Annotated in this window: 15 protein-coding genes; 13 read left to right on the forward strand and 2 right to left on the reverse strand. The window is 73.1% G+C overall.

The genetic code is table 11. From position 1 onward, the window contains the following. Positions 1-120 precede the first annotated feature (120 nt). The 4 genes from V1634_RS17475 (at position 121) to V1634_RS17490 (ending at position 4877) form a co-directional block, all read left to right on the forward strand. Positions 121-2163 carry a M6 family metalloprotease domain-containing protein gene (locus V1634_RS17475; protein WP_331208898.1) on the forward strand — a complete coding sequence of 681 codons (2043 nt, stop codon included), beginning with the start codon at positions 121-123 and terminating at the stop codon, positions 2161-2163. Positions 2164-2245: 82 nt separating this feature from the next. Further along, positions 2246-2686: a hypothetical protein gene (locus V1634_RS17480; RefSeq protein WP_331208899.1), complete on the forward strand. Its 441-nt coding sequence runs from the start codon at positions 2246-2248 to the stop codon at positions 2684-2686. Continuing rightward, positions 2683-3333, forward strand: a complete 651-nt coding sequence (locus V1634_RS17485) for a TlpA family protein disulfide reductase (RefSeq protein WP_331208900.1) — start codon at positions 2683-2685, stop codon at positions 3331-3333. Before V1634_RS17480 ends, V1634_RS17485 begins: the two co-directional genes overlap by 4 nt. A gap of 26 nt (positions 3334-3359) precedes the next feature. Continuing rightward, positions 3360-4877 (forward strand): aldehyde dehydrogenase (NADP(+)), encoded by a 1518-nt coding sequence (locus tag V1634_RS17490; protein WP_331208901.1) that lies wholly within the window; start codon positions 3360-3362, stop codon positions 4875-4877. On the opposite strand, the gene V1634_RS17495 is transcribed toward V1634_RS17490, so the two are convergent. Continuing rightward, positions 4855-6132, reverse strand: coding sequence for a glycosyltransferase family 4 protein (locus V1634_RS17495; protein WP_331208902.1), 1278 nt, complete (start codon positions 6130-6132; stop codon positions 4855-4857). The genes V1634_RS17490 and V1634_RS17495 overlap by 23 nt on opposite strands. Before the next feature lie 134 nt (positions 6133-6266). Between V1634_RS17495 and V1634_RS17500 the strand changes: the two genes are divergently transcribed. The 9 genes from V1634_RS17500 to V1634_RS17540 all read left to right on the forward strand — a co-directional run bounded on the left by V1634_RS17500 (position 6267) and on the right by V1634_RS17540 (position 16292). Continuing rightward, positions 6267-7364, forward strand: a complete 1098-nt coding sequence (locus V1634_RS17500) for a glycosyltransferase (RefSeq protein WP_331208903.1) — start codon at positions 6267-6269, stop codon at positions 7362-7364. After that, complete coding sequence (locus V1634_RS17505; RefSeq protein ID WP_331208904.1) at positions 7340-8641, forward strand: lipopolysaccharide biosynthesis protein; 1302 nt, start codon at positions 7340-7342, stop codon at positions 8639-8641. The genes V1634_RS17500 and V1634_RS17505 overlap by 25 nt, the downstream gene beginning before the upstream one ends. Positions 8642-8766: 125 nt before the next feature. After that, a complete protein-coding gene (locus tag V1634_RS17510) occupies positions 8767-9783 on the forward strand; it encodes an NAD-dependent epimerase/dehydratase family protein (RefSeq protein WP_331208905.1) in 1017 nt (338 codons plus the stop codon). Further along, entirely contained in the window at positions 9774-10502 is a 729-nt protein-coding gene (locus tag V1634_RS17515; RefSeq protein WP_331208906.1) for a sugar phosphate nucleotidyltransferase, read from the forward strand. Before V1634_RS17510 ends, V1634_RS17515 begins: the two co-directional genes overlap by 10 nt. Continuing rightward, complete coding sequence (locus V1634_RS17520; RefSeq protein ID WP_331208907.1) at positions 10499-11476, forward strand: NAD-dependent epimerase/dehydratase family protein; 978 nt, start codon at positions 10499-10501, stop codon at positions 11474-11476. Before V1634_RS17515 ends, V1634_RS17520 begins: the two co-directional genes overlap by 4 nt. Continuing rightward, a complete protein-coding gene (locus tag V1634_RS17525) occupies positions 11452-12783 on the forward strand; it encodes a nucleotide sugar dehydrogenase (RefSeq protein ID WP_331208908.1) in 1332 nt (443 codons plus the stop codon). The genes V1634_RS17520 and V1634_RS17525 overlap by 25 nt, the downstream gene beginning before the upstream one ends. Continuing rightward, positions 12780-13778 (forward strand): NAD-dependent epimerase/dehydratase family protein, encoded by a 999-nt coding sequence (locus tag V1634_RS17530; RefSeq protein ID WP_331208909.1) that lies wholly within the window; start codon positions 12780-12782, stop codon positions 13776-13778. The genes V1634_RS17525 and V1634_RS17530 overlap by 4 nt, the downstream gene beginning before the upstream one ends. Continuing rightward, positions 13775-14665 (forward strand): FkbM family methyltransferase, encoded by an 891-nt coding sequence (locus V1634_RS17535; protein ID WP_331208910.1) that lies wholly within the window; start codon positions 13775-13777, stop codon positions 14663-14665. Before V1634_RS17530 ends, V1634_RS17535 begins: the two co-directional genes overlap by 4 nt. A 70-nt stretch (positions 14666-14735) precedes the next feature. Then, positions 14736-16292, forward strand: coding sequence for a hypothetical protein (locus V1634_RS17540; RefSeq protein ID WP_331208911.1), 1557 nt, complete (start codon positions 14736-14738; stop codon positions 16290-16292). Here the strand turns inward: V1634_RS17540 and V1634_RS17545 are convergent. Next, positions 16241-17437, reverse strand: a complete 1197-nt coding sequence (locus V1634_RS17545; protein ID WP_331208912.1) for a glycosyltransferase family 4 protein — start codon at positions 17435-17437, stop codon at positions 16241-16243. The genes V1634_RS17540 and V1634_RS17545 overlap by 52 nt on opposite strands. Positions 17438-17501 lie beyond the last annotated feature (64 nt).

The raw sequence follows: 17501 nt of genomic DNA on the forward strand, positions 1-17501 counted from the left end.
TGGCGCATAGATTCGCGTCGGCAAGATCACGGATGCTCACGCCAGAGGTGTTAGGAAGGGCCCCCGCATCTACAGAATGCGATAAGAAGGGGCCCTTCCTTACGAACGAGAGGTGACTGGATGCACCTACTGTCCACCAGACACACCGCGTGGCGGTCGGCGCTGGCGGCGACGCTCGCGGCGGCACTGGTCGCCGGTGTCGCCACGACGCCGGCCTCGGCCGCACCGGGCAACCCGGCTGGCGGCACCGGCCCGTTCGACGTACTCGACCCGCAGGCCTGGGAGAACCCGGACGGCATGACCTGGGACGACTACGTCACGCCGCCGAACACGAACTGGGCCGACCCGACGGTCGGCGGTTCGGTCCGCAACTTCAAGATCGCTCTGGTCACCCTCGACTACCCGGACCAGCCGTTCGTGGTCACCCAGCGGGCCCGGTCGACGGTCTTCGGCAACCCCCAGTCGACGGCGGCGAACATCCCGCGCGACCAGGTCGCGACCTTCTACACCGACTTCCTGAACAAGCCGAACGAGCTGAACAGGGGCCACACCCTGCACGAGTACTGGATGCAGGACTCGAACGGCCGGTACGGGGTGGACCTGACCGGCTTCGGCCCGTACGAGATGCCGGCGAAGTCCTACCAGTACGGCATCGACAACGGCTTCAACCCGGGCGCCTGCCCGAGCGGCGAGCAGTGTGCGAAGAACATCCGCACCGACGGGCTGGGCGCCTGGCGGGCGGCGGTCGGCGACGAGGTGGCCGACTCGTTCGAGTTGGTCTTCATCCTCTCCGCCGGGCAGGACGAGTCGTCCACCTGGCAGGAGTTCGGCCAGATGATGTTCCAGACCAAGGAGGACGTGCCGGACGCCTGGGGCCCACCGGACCCGAACCTGCCGAACTACGCGCGTACCCGGTATGTCGAGTGGACCTCCTGGAAGGCGGCGTCGACCATCTGGCCGAACGCCGGTGGCGGCTCCTCGACCCAGGCCGAGAGCTCCGGCATGGGCGTGTACGCGCACGAGCTGAGCCACCTGCTCAGCATCGGCGACAACTACAACAACCCGTACGGCACACCGCTGCGGCGGGCCTACACCGGCATCTGGAGCATGATGTCGCGCGGCTCGTTCAACGGGCCCGGCGGTCCGCACACCCGGTGGCAGATCCCGCCGGTGAACGGCGGTTCGATGGGTTCGCTGCACACCGTCCGGGACAAGATGAAGATCGGTCTGCTCGGTGAGGAACACCTGCTGCGGCTGAGCCGGGAGGCGCTGGCCACCTCCGGCATGGTGGTGGCGACGGTGACCGCCCGGGCGGTGGACGCCGGTCCGAAGGGGCTCACCGGGATCAACATCGCGATGAACCGGGACCGGTCGCCGGGCTGCGACACCAGCACCGACCCGCTCTGCGACGGCGGCAACTTCAACAACTACACCGTCGAGGTCGTGGACCGGATGGGTGCGGACTCGTTCACCCCGGACAGCGGCGTGCTGCTCTCCAAGACGAAGAACGCCGACAGCGCTCCCTTCGTCTGGGTGGTCGACGCCAACCCGCAGGACATCGACATGATCGACTTCTACCGGCCGGACGGCACCCCGCAGAAGATCACCATGGGGGACTACCGGCAGCTATCCGACGCGCTGTTCCACGCCGGCACCCGGTCGGGCAGCGAGTACGAGTACGTGGACGAGGCCAACCGGCTGCACTTCTACGTCCTCGACCTGAAGCGCAGCGGTGACGGCGTGCTGTCGTACACGGTGGCGGTGCGCTCGCTCGACGGCGCCGGACCGAGCGGTCACGGCGTGGCGCTTACGGCCGGCGAGGTGACCACCGCGACCCGGCCGACCAACCGGGGCGTCACCTGCTCGTTCACCCTGACCAACACCGGCGCCTTTGCTGCCGGCGGCCAGGCGCACCCGGAGAACGCGACGGCCTACCTCAAGTCGGACGTCTACCGGCTCTCCGCCGAGGTGAACGGCAAGGGCTGGCGGGTCGAGGTGCCGAACGCGCTGGCCACGGCCGGGTTCGGCAAGTCCACCCCGGTCCGGGTCTCGGTCGGGGCGACCCCGTCGGCCACCCAGACCGGCGTCGTCAAGCTAACCGCCACCTCGGAGAGCGACCCGACGAAGACCGTCACCAAGCAGTGCCGCGTCCAGAAGTCCTGACGCGCCCGGCGGTACGCCCGGGAGGTGGTGCGCCCCGCGCCACCTCCCGGGCACCTCGCTCCGACCACCCGAGGAGGGGAAGATGCGGCGGGTCCGCTACCGCCACCTGCCGGCGGTACTGCCGCTGCTGCTGCTCGCACCGCTGGCCGGCTGCGGCGCCGACGAGGAATCACGTTCCGCGCTGACCGTCCGGGTGCTGGTCCGGGACATCAACATCCGGCCCGAGGGCGTCGAGTGCGCCGGCACCGGGCCGTACACCCACTTCCACAACAGGGCGGCCTACCGGGTGGTGGACGGTGACGGCGAGACCCTGGCCGAGGGCGAACTGCCGCCCGGCACGTCGGTCCGGACCTTTTCCGAGGACCTCGAAGTGCAGCGCATCCCGACCTTCTGCGAGTTCGCCGTCCCGGTCTCGGTGGCCGACCGGAACGCCTACCGGCTGATCGTCGACGACCGCCGGCCGATCCCGTTGACCAGGGACGACAGCGAGGGACCCGCGCTGGTCGCGGTGGTGCCGTCGTGACCGCCCGGAAACCTCCCGGGCCTGCCGTCGCCGTGCCGCGCCGGGCCGGTCGGCCGCGCCGGGGCCGCCTCGCCGCCCTCCTCGGGTTCGCCGTCACGGTCGCGGTGCTCGCCGCCGGCTGCACCGGCGACGGCGCGGATTCCGAACCGGCCCCGCCGGTGGCCGGCGGTGCTGCCGTACTGCCCGGTCCGGTGCCGGCCGACCTGACGCTGCGACCGGCCCCGACCGGCCTGCCGGGCGCGCCGAAGGTCACGGGTACGCTGACTGACGGCAGCTCGCTGGCGGTGGCGGAGCTGTGGGCCGACCGGCCGGTGGTGCTGACCTTCTTCAGCTCCTGGTGCAACACCTGCGCCGAACGGCAGGACGGCCTCGGCGAGCTGGCCCGCGACCTCCGCGACCGGGTGGTCTTCGTCGGGGTGGCCGGCGAGGACGAACCGGACGCCCTCCAGGACTACCTGCGCCGGCACCGGGTGGAATATCCGGTACTGGTCGACGGGGACCAGCGCATCGCGCGGGCGTACGCGGTCCGGGAGCCACCGGCGGTGGTCGTCGTCGCCAAGGGCGGCACGCTGCTGCGGGGTTGGCCCGGCGGGGTGGACGCCGCCACCCTCGACAGCATGCTGCGGAAACTGGTACTCGCCCCGTGACCCACACTGGACCGACGGAGACTGGCATGGACACCGACCAGCCGATGAACCCCTACACCGGCGCGCCGACCGGTCATCCGGTGCCGCACACCGGTACCGACGGACTGGACGCGGTCTGCCGACTGGCGGCCGCCGCCGCACCCGCGTACGCGGCGCTGCCGCTGACCACCCGCGCGGACCTGCTCCGCCGGATCGGCGTCGCGCTGGAGGGTTCCCGGGACGAGATCGTCGCGCTCGGCGACGCCGAGACCGGCCTCGGCACCGCCCGGCTGCACTCCGAGCTGACCCGGACCCGGGTGCAGTTGGAGATGTTCGCCGACGCCGTGGCGGAAGGGTCGTTCCTGGAGGCGGTGATCGACCTGCCCGATCCGGACGCGCTGCCGGCGCCCCGGCCGGACCTGCGCCGGATGCTGGTCCCGGTCGGCCCGGTGGCGGTCTACGCGGCGTCGAACTTCCCGCTCGCCTTCTCGGTGCCGGGCGGCGACACGGCCAGCGCGCTGGCCGCCGGCTGCCCGGTGGTGGTGAAGGCGCACCCCGGCCACCCCGGACTCTCCGACCTGTGCGGCGCGCTGGTCGCCAACGCGCTCGCCGAGGGGGGTGCCCCGGTCGGCACCTTCGCCGTGGTCCGGGGGATGGAGGCCGGCCGGGCCCTGATCACCCATCCGGCGATCGCGGCCGGCTCCTTCACCGGCTCCGCCACCGGTGGCCGGGCGCTGGCCGACCTCGCCGCCGGCCGCCCCGACCCGATCCCGTTCTACGGTGAACTCGGCTCGCTGAACCCGACCGTGGTCACCCCGGCGGCGTTGGCCGCCCGGGGCAACACGATCGCCGAGGCGTTCGTCGGCTCGGTCACCCTCGGTTCGGGGCAGTTCTGCACCAAGCCGGGCCTGCTCTTCCTGCCCGCCGGCCACCAACTGGAGGGGGTACTCGGCAAGGCGGTCGGCGCGGCGTCGTTCGGCCCGCTGCTCAACGCCCGGATCCGCGACGCGTACCAGGACGGGGCCGCCGCCCTGGCCGAGGTGCCCGGGGTACGGACGGTCGTCCCACCCGCCCCGGTCGACGAGCCCGGATACCGGGCCGGTGCCCAACTGCTGGCGGTCTCGGCCGGTGACCTCGTCCGGCATGCCGAACGGCTGCTGGAGGAGTGCTTCGGCCCGGCCGCCCTGCTGGTCGAGTACGCCGACGAGGCGGAGCTGCTGGCGGCGCTGGCCGTCGTACCCGGCGCGCTGACCGCCACCGTGCACGGCGAGGGCGCCGACGATCCGGTGGCGGCCCGGGTGGTCGACCTCGCGGCCCGGCGGGCCGGCCGGGTGATCTGGAACGGCTGGCCGACCGGGGTCGCGGTGACCTGGGCGATGCAGCACGGCGGGCCGTGGCCGGCCACCACCGGCTCGCTGCACACCTCGGTCGGGGTGACCGCGGTGCGCCGTTTCCTGCGTCCCGTCGCCTACCAGGGGATGCCCGACGAGCTGCTGCCGGCGGCGCTGCGGGCGGCCAACCCGCTGCGCATTCCGCGCCGGGTCAACGGGGAACTGCTGACCTGACCCTCGGGGCCGGCGCGGCCGCGACGGACCGTTCGATGATCGCGGCGAGCCGGGTGGCGGCGGCCGTGCTGTCGAAGAGTGCCACGGCGCGGCGTCGGGCGTTGGTACCCCGGGCCGCGAGGCGTCCGGCGAGGAACTCCTGCCCGGCGGTGTCGAGCGCCGATTCGAGTGCGGTGGCGTCGTCGGCCGGGACCACCCAGCCGGCGTACTCGTCGACGGTCTCGGGTAGCCCCCCGGCGTCGCTGACGATGCTCGGTACCCCCATCGCGCTGGCCTCGACGACCGCGCCGTGGCCTTCGGAGAGCGACGGGCTGACGCTCAGGTCGGCGGCGGCGTACACCTCGCGGACCTCGGTGACCGAATCGGTCCAGGTGACGTCGGCGCGCTCCGCCACCCGGAAGCGCCGGATCAGTTCGGCCCGGTGCGCCCGGCCGGCCTGGTTCCAGCCACCCCCGACCAGCAGCAGGTGGGAGCGCGGGTGGCGGGCGTGGAACCGGTCCCAGGCCGTCAGCAGGATGTCGTGCCCCTTGATGCCCCGGCCCCGGTGGACCAGGTGGCGCGGCGGGTAGACGAAGGCGACCATGACGACCAGCAGCACGTCCTCGGCCACTCCGAGTTCGGCGCGGACCTTCCTGCGCAGCTCCGTGTGTGCCGGCCGGTGTGTGGGCTGGCCGCGCTCGCGCAGCAGGTGGTCGACGCTGAACCGTTCGGTGTCCACCCCGTAGGTGACCACCGGTCGCCGGCCCGGGGGGCAGCCGAGTCGCCCGTAGAGCCGGGAGGTGAACTCGGTGCCGCAGACGACGAGATCGTCCGTCCGCCAGAGGAGTCGCTCGACCCGCCGGATGATCGGCGATTCGAGGAAGAGCGGTCCGGCGACCATGTGGACCTTGCGGACTCCCAGTCCGGCGGCGGCGAGCCGGGTGGCCATCGCCGAGGCGTACAGGTGGTAGTGGACGACGTCCGGGCGTAGGTCGCGCAGCAGCCGGCGCAGCCGCCACAGTGCCCGCAGTACGCCGGGCGTCGGCCGGAACCGGAAGTCGAAAGGGGAGGGAAGCACCTGGAAGCCCCGGGCCGCGAGTTCCGCCGTCAGCCGGCCCTGGCCGGGTGGGAGGACGATCCGCACGTCGTGGCCGCGTGCCCGGAGGGCCTCGACCTGCGGGACGGTCCAGAGACCGCCGGTGTTCGTCTTCAACACCACGACGATGCGCAGCCGCGCTGACGCGGCGGGTTCGTCGGTCACGGACGTGCTCTCCACCGGCGACCTCCTCAGGCTATCGTTGGACCATAACGGACGTATATGCGGCTTCCGTGCTAAGGTGGACATAACTGGGCGCGTCGCGTCCGATCGGTTCGATGCCGGCGTGCTCGCCAGGACCAGGAGGGGCCGCAGTGACAGTGCGGGTGGCGCACGTCGTCGGTTCCCTGGACCGGGGTGGCGCCGAGACCGTCTCCCTGGACATCTGCCGTGCGGTGCCCGCCGACGAGTTCGCGCAGACCTTCGTCACGCTGGGCGGCACGGAGGGCAGCCTCGCCCACCTGTTCCGGGTCGCCGGGGCGCAGGTCAGCCAGTGTCCACTGCGGCCCGCGCGGCTCTTCCTGCCGAGACTCTGGCGCTGCCTGCGAACGCTGCGCCCCGACGTCGTCGTCGCGCACGTCAGCCTCAGCAGCGCCGTCGTGCTCGGCGTGGCCCGGGTGCTCGGCGTCCCGGTCCGGGTGGCCCGGATGTGGAGCGAGGGTGACGGCCGGGCCGACCGGGCGGGCCGCCGGCTGCGCCGGGCCGTGCTGCGACTCCTGCTGCGCCAGGTCAGCACCGACGTGGTCGGGGTGACCGAGGCGGCTCTCGCGTTCGCCGGGCCCCGCCCCGGCGACCGCCGCTACCGGGTGCTCTACAACAGTGTGGACGTCACCCGTCTGGCCGGCGGCGACCGGGCCGCCGCCCGCCGCCGGTGGGGAATCGCGCCGGAGACACCGGTACTGCTGCACGTCGGCCGTGCGGCCGAGGCGAAGAACCGGCCGTACCTGGTCGAGATCCTCCGCGCGGCCCGCCGGATCCGCCCGGACAGCACACTGCTGCTGGCCGGCCCGGGCGGGATCGCCGATCTCACCTCGGCGTACCCGGAGTGCCCGGCCGAGCCCGGGATCGTCCTGGCCGGCGAGGTCGACGAGGTGACCGAGGTGCTGGCCGCGGCCGACGTCTTCGTGCTGCCGTCCCGGCGGGAAGGGCTGCCCGGCGTGGTGCTCGAGGCGCTGGCCCTCGGCCTGCCGGTGCTGGCCAGTGACCTGGCGTGCCTGCGCGAGGTCGGTGACCAGGTGGACGGCGTCACGCTGCTGCCGCTGGCCGCCGGGCCCGAGCGGTGGGCGCGGGGCGCGCTGGACCTCGCGGAGATCTCCGCGACGCAGCGGCACCGCATCCGGCACAGCCTGCTCGGTTCACCCTTCGTACTGCCCCGCGCGGTGGCCGAGTGGACCCGGATGTGGGCCCGCTGAACCGGCTGCGCTCCTCCCCGCTGGTCGGGCTGACCAGTTTCGGCGCGCTGCGCGCGGCGCTGGTGGCCGGCGGTGCGGTGGTGGCGACGTGGCTGCTCGGCCCGCACGACCGGGGGCTGATGGTGCTCGGGGTGACGTTCGGCAGCGTCGCCGCCCTGCTGGTCGGGATGGGCACCGGGTCGGCGCTGCGGTCGCGGGTCCCCGGCGCGGACGCCGGTGGGCGGCAACTCCTGGTCGCCTCGTTCGCCTGGTGGACGCTGCTGTCGGCCGGTGCCGCCGGGACACTGGCCGTGCTGCTCTGCGCCCTCTCCGCCCCGTTGATCGGTCCCGAACTGACCGGCCCGGCCCTGCTGGTCGGCGTCTTCGTCAACGCCGCCGGTCAGGTCGCGCTCACCCAGTTGCCCGACGCCTGGTACGCGGGCGGCCGGTTCCGCGCCGGCAGCGGTTGGGCGGCGCTGGTCGCATTGACCGGCGCGCTCGGCGTGGTCGGTGCGGCCGCCCTGGACCGTACGGCCTGGGCGCTGCTGCTCGGCCAGGGGCTGCTGATGGCGGTGGCCGGTGGTTGGCAGGCCGTGCACCTGCGCAGGGTCGGGCTCTTCGCGCTCCCGCCGCTGCCGTGGCGCCGCCTCCTGGAGCTGCCCGGCGCCGGCGTGCGCGCCCTGGGCATGACCCTGGGGCTGGTGGTCGTGATGCGGCTGGACCGCTACGTGCTCGGTGCCGTCACCGGCCCGGCCGACGTCGCCGTCTACTCGCTGGCGGTGACGATCAGTGGACTGCCCGCCCTGGTGCCGGCTGCCATGGGGCAGCTCGCGCTCCGGGAGGTGGCGGCGGGTCGTGGCCTGGACTTCGTCCGGCGTGCCGCGTGGCGGGCGGTCCGCTGGGCGGCCGCGTTCAGCGTGCCGGTGGCGGTGGCCGGCTGGGTGCTGGTCGTACCGGTCTTCGGTCCGGAGTTCGCCCCGGTGCGGGTCCTGCTGCCCGTACTGCTGGGCGCGGGGGTGATCCTGGCGCCGTTCGAGGTGGCGAGCCGGGGACTGCTCGGTGGCGGCTGGATGGGTACCGCCGGGTTGCTGGGTGCGGCCGGCTGCGTGCTGGCGGTGCTGGCGTACACCTCGCTGGTCACAGTGCTCGGGCTGGCCGGCGCGGCGCTGGCCTGCTGCGTGTTGTACGCGGCACTCTCCGCCGGAGCCTGGACACTGTTGCGGTGGCGGCTGGTACGACGAGCAGCCGACGAGGCGGAGAATAGTATAAACATGCTCAAAATCACCGTAAAGGGTTAATGACGACGGTAGCCTGACGTCGTCAACGCTGCCGCTCCCGGTACCTCACCCCTCCGTCCGGGAGCCGGAGACCGAGCGCACCCGTCCAGCGGTGCCGCGCCGGTGGAGTGGGAGGGGGCCGTGCGATGCGACTTCTCGTGACCGGCGGAGCCGGATTCATCGGGTCCAACCTGGTCGAGGCCGCACTCGCCGATCCGGCGATCACCGACGTCCGGGTCATCGACGACCTCTCCACCGGCCGGGCAGGCAACCTGCACGGCCAGGACGTCGAACTCGTCGAGGCGTCCATCCTCGACCCGGCGGCGCTGGACCGGGCGACGGCCGGCCGGGACGCCGTCGTGCACCTGGCGGCCCTGCCCAGCGTGCCGCGTTCGGTGCGGTACCCGCTCGACTCGCACGCCGCCAACGCCACCGGGACGGTGATGGTGCTGGAGGCGGCCCGCCGGCACGAGGTCGGCCAGGTGGTCGTCGCCTCCTCCTCCTCGGTCTACGGGGCGAACCCGGGACTGCCCAAGAACGAGCTGGACTGGACCAGACCGCTGAGCCCGTACGCGGCGAGCAAGCTCGCCACCGAGGCGTACACGCTGGCCTACCAGGCGTCGTACGGGCTCGCCGCGCTCGCCTTCCGGTTCTTCAACGTGTACGGCCCCCGGCAGCGGCACGACCACCCGTACGCCGCGGTGATCCCCCGGTTCGTCCACGCGGCACTCTCCGGCGAGCCCGTGCTCTTCTACGGCGACGGCAACCAGTCCCGCGACTTCACCCACGTGGACACGGTCTCCGCCGTCCTGCTCGACGCCGTCCGGCGCGGCGTGCGGCACGACCAGCCGGTCAACCTCGCCTTCGAGACCCGGACCAGCCTGCGTGACCTGGTCGCGGCCCTGGAGACCGTGCTCGGCCGGCCGATTCCCCGACAGGTCGCCGCGCCGCGCCCGGGGGACGTGCGACATTCCCAGGCGGACAGTGCGCTGCTCCGCGAACTCTTTCCCGGCGTCGAGCCGGCACCGCTGCTCGACGGGCTGCGCTCGACGGTGGCCTGGTTCGAGATCGAACTCGCGGGCGGTCGGGGTGTCGCCCCGGCGGCACCGGTGCTCGTGCCGGCGCAGGGCGCGGCTGGTGGACAGGGGGCGACATGCATGTAGTGATCATGGCGGGCGGCAAGGGTGTCCGGCTGCGGCCGTACACGACCGCGCTGCCCAAGCCGCTGGTGCCGATCGGGGACAGCTACGCCGTACTGGAGATCGTGCTGCGGCAGCTCGCCGCGCGCGGCTTCACCCGGGCGACGCTGGCGATCAACCACCTGGGTTCGCTGGTCCGGGCCTTCGTCGGGGACGGCTCCCGGTTCGGCATCGAGGTGGAGTACCTCGAGGAACACGTGCCGCTGTCGACGGTCGGCCCGCTGTTCATGATGCGCGACCGGCTGCCGGAGCACTTCCTCGTGATGAACGGCGACATCCTGACCGACCTGGACTACGCCGACCTGCTGCGGGTGCACGCCGGCTCCGGCGCCCCGCTCACCGTCGCCACGTTCCGGCGTACCGTCAAGATCGACTTTGGGGTGCTCGCCACGGAGCACGGCCGGGTGGTGCGGTTCGAGGAGAAGCCCACCCTCGACTACCGGGTCAGCATGGGCGTCTACGGCCTCTCCGCCGCCGCGATCGAGTCCTACCCGGCCGGACTCGCGTTCGGGTTCGACCAGCTCATGCTGGACCTGATCGCCCAGGAGCGGCTCCCGGCCAGCTACGACTTCGACGGCTACTGGCTGGACATCGGCCGGCCCGAGGACTACGACGAGGCCAACCGGTCGTTCGAGATGCTCCGGCCGCTGCTGCTGCCCTCGACCGTGCCGGAGCCGGTGTGAGCACCGTACTGCTCTTCGGGGCGTCGGGGTTCGTCGGGCGGCAGGTCCGGGCCGTACTCGCACCCGATGCCGAGCTGCGCTGCCCGGGACGCGCCGACTGCGACCTCGGCACCGTCGAACTCCGGGAGCTGACCCGGCTGGTCCGGGCGGTCGCACCGGACGCGGTCGTCAACTGTACGGGTGCGCTGGACGGCACCGACGACGAACTCGTGCTGGCCAACACGCTGGTGACGGCGAAACTCGTCGAGGCGGTCGCCGCCGGCGCGCCAGGCGCCCGGCTCGTCCGGATCGGCTCGGCCGGCGAGTACGGCCCGATGCCACCGGGTGAGGCGGCCGACGAATCCGCGACCGGCCGCCCGACCGGCGCGTACGGCGTCAGCCACCTGGCCGGTACCCGGCTCGTCGAGCTGGCCTGCCGGGCCGGCCGGGTCGACGGGGTGGTGCTGCGGGTCTTCAACCCGGTCGGCCCCGGCCTGCCCACCGGCAACGTCCTCGGCCGCGCCGCCCTACTGCTGCGTCAGGCGCTGGCCCGGGGCGAGGACCGGATCGTACTGGGCAGCCTCGACGCCCACCGCGACTTCGTCGACGTGCGGGACGTGGCGCTCGCGGTCCGGGCCGCGGTCCGGATCCGCGCCCTGCCGGAACGGATCTTCAACATCGGCAGCGGTCGTGCCGTGCCGACCCGGACCGCGGTGCAACTGCTGGCCCGGGCCGCCGGTTTCACCGGCCGGATCGTGGAGGAGGCGGGCCCGCCCGGCACCTCGCGATCGGGCGGCGTCGCCTGGGCGTGCGCCGACATCCGCGCCGCCGCCGACCTGCTCGGCTGGCGGCCCAGCTACGACCTCCCGGCCTCCGTCTCGGCGCTGTGGTACGCCACCGCCGGCATCCAGCTCCCGGACCGGGGCGTGGTCCCGTCCGTCACCCCGCCAGCACAGCCAAAGGAGTCGGCGTGTATCCAAGAATCGGCGTCGTAGGCCTCGGTTACGTCGGGCTGACGCTCAGCGCGGTCCTGGCCGAGCGGGGCTACCGGGTCTGCGGCGTGGACGCGAACCCCGAGGTGCTGGAGTCGCTGCGACGCGGCCGGCTGCATCTCTTCGAGCCCGGCCTGGAACGGATCCTCGGCGCCGCGGTCGGCGACTCGCTCACCCTGCGGACCGAACCCGATCCCGCCGTCGACGCCGTCATCATCTGCGTCTCCACCCCGGTCGACCCGCACACGCACCGACCCGACCTGACGAACCTGGCCCGGGCGGCCGCCGACGTCGCCCGCACCTGCGCCCCGGACACGCTGGTGGTGGTACGCAGCACCGTGCCGGTCGGGACGTGCCGCCGGGTGGTGCTGCCGGCGCTGACCCGCAGCTGGGGGACGGCCCGCCTGGTCATGGCGCCGGAACGCACCATCCAGGGGCAGGCGCTGCGCGAACTCGTCGAACTGCCGCAGGTGGTCGGCGGGCTCGACGAGGAGAGCCTGAAAGCCGGCCAGGACCTCTTCGCCGGAATCGTCCGGCAGCTCGTGCCGGTCTCCAGCCTGGAGGCGGCCGAACTGGTCAAGCTCGCCAACAACTGCCACACCGACCTGATCTACGCCTACGGCAACGAGGTGGCCCTGGTCGCCGAGCGGCACGGGCTCGACCCGCTGGAGGTGATCCGGGCCGCCAACCTCGACTACCCGCGCCCCGACCTCGCCCGGCCCGGGTACGTCGGCGGCGGCTGCCTCTCCAAGGACCCGTACCTGATGGTCGCCAGCGCCGGGGACGCGCCGCCCTTCCTGGTCGGTGCGGCACGCCGGCTCAACGAACGGCTGCCCGGGCACGTGGCCGAGACGGTGGTGGAGCTGCTCCGCCAGGAGCGGGGACAGACCGCCGGTGCCCGGTTGGCCGTGCTGGGTTGGGCGTACAAGGGCTGGCCGCCCACCGACGACATGCGCGGCGCTCCGATCGACACCATGATGCCGATCTTCCAGGCCGCCGGGCTGACCGTCTCCGGACACGACGCGCTGGTCCCGCCCGAGGTCATCCGGCGGCACGGCGGCGAGCCGGTCAGCCTGGACGAGGCGTTCCGGAACTCCGACGCCGTGCTGGTGCTGACCGATCACCCGGACTACTGCGCCATCCAGGTCGAGAAGCTGCTCGGCGAGGTCCGTCCGGCGGTGGTCTACGACTCGTGGCGGATCCTGGACGAGGCGGCACTCGTCGCGGCCGGTGTCCGGTACGCCGGGATCGGCTACCGGCCGGCGCGCGAGCGGGCCGGCGTCCGGACGCTGCCGGCGGTGTCGTCATGAGCCGTGCTCTCGTGCTCGGCGGAGCCGGGTTCATCGGACTGCACCTGGCCCGCCGGCTCGTCGCCGAGGGCCACGAGGTGACCTGCGTCGACGACTTCTCCCGGGGACGCTGGGACGACGAGTTGGCCGAGGTGGTCTCCTCGGCCGGCGTCGAGGTCGTCTCGGCCGACCTGACCCGCCCCTCGGCCTGGGCCGCACTGCCGCACGGGTACGACCAGATCTACCTGCTGGCGGCGGTCGTCGGCGTACGCAACGTCGCGGCGGACCCGAGCCGGGTGGTCCGGGTGAACACGTTGACCGCGCTGCACCTGCTGGACTGGCTGGCCCCCGGTGACCGGGTCTTCTTCAGCTCCACCAGCGAGGTCTACGCCGGCGGGGTGACCGCCGGGGTGGTGCCGGTGCCGACCGACGAGCGGGTGCCGGTACTGGTGCCGAACGTGGCCGCACCGAGGTTCGCGTACGGGATCAGCAAGCTGCTCGGCGAGACCGCCCTGCTGCACGGCGCCGCCGCGAAGGGCTGCCACCTGGTGGTGGGCCGCTTCCACAACGTCTACGGCGCACGGATGGGTGCCGACCACGTCATCCCGGAGATGGTGCTGCGGGCGCTGGGTGCCGAGAACCCGTTCCGGGTCTGGGGCGCCGACCAGTCGCGGGCCTTCTGCCACGTCGACGACGCGGTCGAGGCGGTGTTGCGGCTGATGCGGCTGCCGGAGGCACCCGGCGTGGTCAACATCGGCAACGACGCCGAGGAGACCAACATCGCGGACCTGGCCAAGCTGGTGCTGCGGATAGCCGGGGTCGACACCGCGCTGGCCGCGCTGCCCGCCCCGGCCGACTCGGTCGCCCGGCGCTGCCCGGACCTCACCCTGCTGCGTCGGTTGACCGGCTTCGAGCCGGAGGTGCCGCTGGAGGAGGGCGTCCGCCGGACCTTCGAGTGGTACCGCGACCACGTCGGGGCGTCCGCCGGTCCGACCCGACCGGGGCTGGACCGATGAGCCTGCGGAGTCGGCTGGGCGGCATCGTCCGGACCGGGCTGGACCCCCGGCTGACCGCGCTGATCGGCTCCGGCTACCTGTCGGTCCGGGCGGGTGGCCGCTGCGTGCTGCGCCACGACGACGGCGACTGGATCCACCGGTACCGCGACGGGGTGCTGGTGAACACCCGGGTCGGTGGCCCGACACCGGCGATGCAGGACCGGGCGACCACCGACGTCTTCCTCCACGACTACCAGCCGCGACCCGGCGACACGGTGCTGGACATCGGCGCCGGGGTCGGCGGCGAGGTGCGGCTCTTCTCCCGGCTGGTCGGTCCACGGGGTCGGGTGGTCAGCGTCGAGGCGCATCCGCGCACCTTCCGCTGCCTGGCCCGCACGGTGACGGAGAACGGGCTGACCAACGTGACGACGCTACAGTGCGCGGTGGTCGGCCGGCCGGGGCCGGTGCTCATCGAGGACGATCCGGAACTGCACATCCGCAACGGCCTGACCTCGGACCCGGCCGCCGGGGTGCTGGTGCCCGGGCGGACCCTGGAGGAGATCCTGACGACGCTCGACGTGCGGCGGGTCGACCTGCTCAAGATGAACATCGAGGGGGCGGAGGCGGCCGTGCTGGCCGGCTCGACCGGGGCGCTGGACCGGGTACGCCACCTGGTGGTCTCCTGCCACGACTTCCTGGCGGATCTGCCGGGGCGGAGCTGGCAGCGCACCTTCGACGAGGTCACGGCGCTGTTGAGCGCGGCCGGGTACACCATCCGGACCCGTCCCCGGGACCCTCGGCCGTGGATCCCGTACTACGTGTACGCGTCCCGGCCGGAGCCGTCCGCGCTCGTCCCGCCAGCGCGCGGTGTCGCGGCGGAACCCGAACCGAGCGGTGGACCGTCGTGAGCGGCCGCGTGTCGCGGGGACGGCCCGGCCGCGGTCGTCGTCCCGGCGGCCCGGCGGCGACGGCCCGGCAGTGCCGGACGTCGTGGTCCCGGTGATGCCCGGCGGCGTGCGGCGGGCCGCCTCCGACCTCCAGGGCGACCTGCTGCTCGCCGCCGCCCTGGTGGGGACGATCACCGCGGTACTGCTGGCCGTCGAGCCGCTGCTCTGGCATCCGTTCGTCGTCCCGGTCGCCCTCTGCGGGGTGCTGGTCGGCGTGGACGTCGCGGCCTGGCTGCGCCGCCGGCTGGACATCTTCGACCCGCGGGCGATGCTGGGCCTGCTGGGGTTCCACTTCTTCTTCCTGGCCCCGCTGCTGCACGTCATGCTCGACTACTGGCCGGCGATGGTGCAGCCGCCGACGAGCTGGCGGGACGCGCTCGGCGCGATGGCCGTACTGAACTGCATCGGGCTGCTGCTCTACCGGATCGTCCTGGTGCTGCCGGCATACCGGCAGCGCCGGGCCGGGGGCGCGCGGTTCCGGGTGGACGAGAAGCGGCTGGTGCGGGTCGTGGCCGTCGCCGTGGCGCTCGGGGTGCTGGCCTTCGGTGTCGAGATCGTCATGTTCGGCGGGTTCGGCGGCTATCTGAACGCGATGACCGGTGAGCGCGGCGTTCTCTCCGGGACGGGCTGGCTGCTGATCCTGGCCGAGTCGTTCCCGCTGCTGACCTTCCTGCTCGTGCTGCTGCGCTGGCGTCGTACCCTCGCCGGCCGGCCCGCCGTGGTGGCGCTGCTGCTGGTCGGGCTGGCGGTGGTGCAGTTCCTGGTCGGTGGGCTGCGCGGCAGCCGGAGCAACACGGTCTGGCCGGTACTGCTCGGCCTGATCCTGGTGCACCTGCTGGTCGTCCAGGTCTCCCGCAAGGCGCTGGCGATCGTCGCACTCTTCTTCGTCTGCTTCATGTACCTGTACGGCATCTACAAGAGCGGCGGTACCGAGGCGGTCGACGCGGTCCGCAGTGGCCGCAGCGTCACGCAGCTCTCCGCCGAGACCGGCCGGGACGTGCCCACGCTGCTCCTGGGCGACCTGGCCCGGGCCGACATCCAGGCGGTACTGCTGGATCGCAAGCACCAGGGCGTCGGTGAACTCGGCTACGGCCTGTCCTATCTCGGCGACCTGACGACGGTGATTCCCCGGGCGCTGCTGCCCGAGCGCGTGCCGAGCAAGATCGATTTTGGTACCGAGGTGATCGCCGGCCCGGGGACGTTCGACTACGAGTCGGGACGGTGGGTCAGCCGGGTCTACGGCATCGCCGGGGAGGCGATGCTGAACTTCGGTCCGGCCGGCGCCATCGCCTCGTTCCTGGTGCTGGGCCTGCTGATCCGCGGGGTCACCGCGCTCTACCTGCGGGCCCGGGACAGCGACCGGTTGGCACCCAGGATCCTGGCGCCCTCGTTGTGCCTGGCGGCCGTACTCATGCTCAGCAGCGATCTCGACAACATCACCATCGTCCTGCTCACCCGCTTCGCGCCGGTGGGCCTGGCGGTGCTGTTCGCCACCACGGTGCTGCGGGCGACGCCCGGTCCGGCGGTCGCCGCCGCTCAGCGTCCGCCCGAGGCGGCGAGGTCGACGGCGTCCCGGACCTCACGGTAGAACCCGTCACGGCGGCGGGTGAGTTCCTCGTCCAGGTAGGCCCGGGACCGGGCGAGGTTGCGGGCCGAGGCAATCGACATCCGGTCGGGTCGGGTCAGGTGGGCGCCGATCAGCCGGGCGAGGCCGGCGACGTCGTCCGCGGCCACCAGGTCCTCCGGGGGGAGCAGTTCGGGGATGCCACCGACCGAGGTGGCGACGGCGGGCAGTCCCCGGGCCATCGCCTCGATGAGGGCCTTCGGCAGCCCTTCCGTGCGGGAGGGCATGACGAAGAGGTCGGCGGCGTCGAGCTGTCGGCGTACCTCGGTGGCGGCGCTGATCGTGCCGGTGAAGTGCACCTGCCGGCGTACGCCGAGGTCGGTGGCGAGCCGTTCCAGCCGGGGCCGGTACCGGCCGTCGCCGAGATGCACCAGCCGTACCGGCGGGCCGGCGGCGGCGAGCGGGGGAAGTGCCCGGATCAGGGTGTCGATCCCCTTGTACATCTGCTCCAGCGAACCGACCGAGATGAGTGTGCGGGCCTGGCGGCAGCGGTCGACGCCGCGCGGCGCGGGCACGTACGCCTCGGCCGGTAGGTCCACGCTGGAGTAGCTGGCGGTGACGGCGCCGGGGGCGGCCGGATAGCGGGCCTGGAGGTACGCCTCGGTCACGTAGGCCACCCCGGTCGCGGTGGCGCAGTGCTGGCGCATCGCCGCCACGTACCGGCGGCGGAGCAGCGGTCGCAGCGGGTGCTCCACCACTCCGGGAGCGAAGACGTCGAACGGGTCCCCCACCACCTCGATCGCGTACGGCGAGCCGATCCGTCGGCGGGCCGAGACCAGCAGGGTGCCGATCGGCGAGGGTGCCCGGACGATCACCGCGTCGGCGCTGGCGGCGGCCTGCCGGACGGCGCGCAGGATCGCCGCCCGACGGCGCAGGTACTGCCGGGGGCCGACGTAGTACGGCACCGGGCAGACCGAGATGCCGTCGCCGTCCACCCGGCGGGCGTCGTCCGGGGGAGCGGTCACCTCGGCGACCCGGGCCAGCACCCCTACCTGGTCGAAGCTGGAGAGGTAGCGGGCGAAGAATCGCCGTGTCGGACCGTCGTGGGTCCAGACGGCCCCGTCCGGGGTGCGGACGAACCGGGATTCGGTGGAGACGATCACCTTCACTGGCAGTTCCTCGCTGTCGCGGCCCAGCCGTGCCGGCTCTGATACGAGCAGAGCCACTTTACCG

It is taken from the genome of Plantactinospora veratri (assembly GCF_036421995.1).
Lineage (GTDB): Bacteria > Actinomycetota > Actinomycetes > Mycobacteriales > Micromonosporaceae > Plantactinospora > Plantactinospora veratri.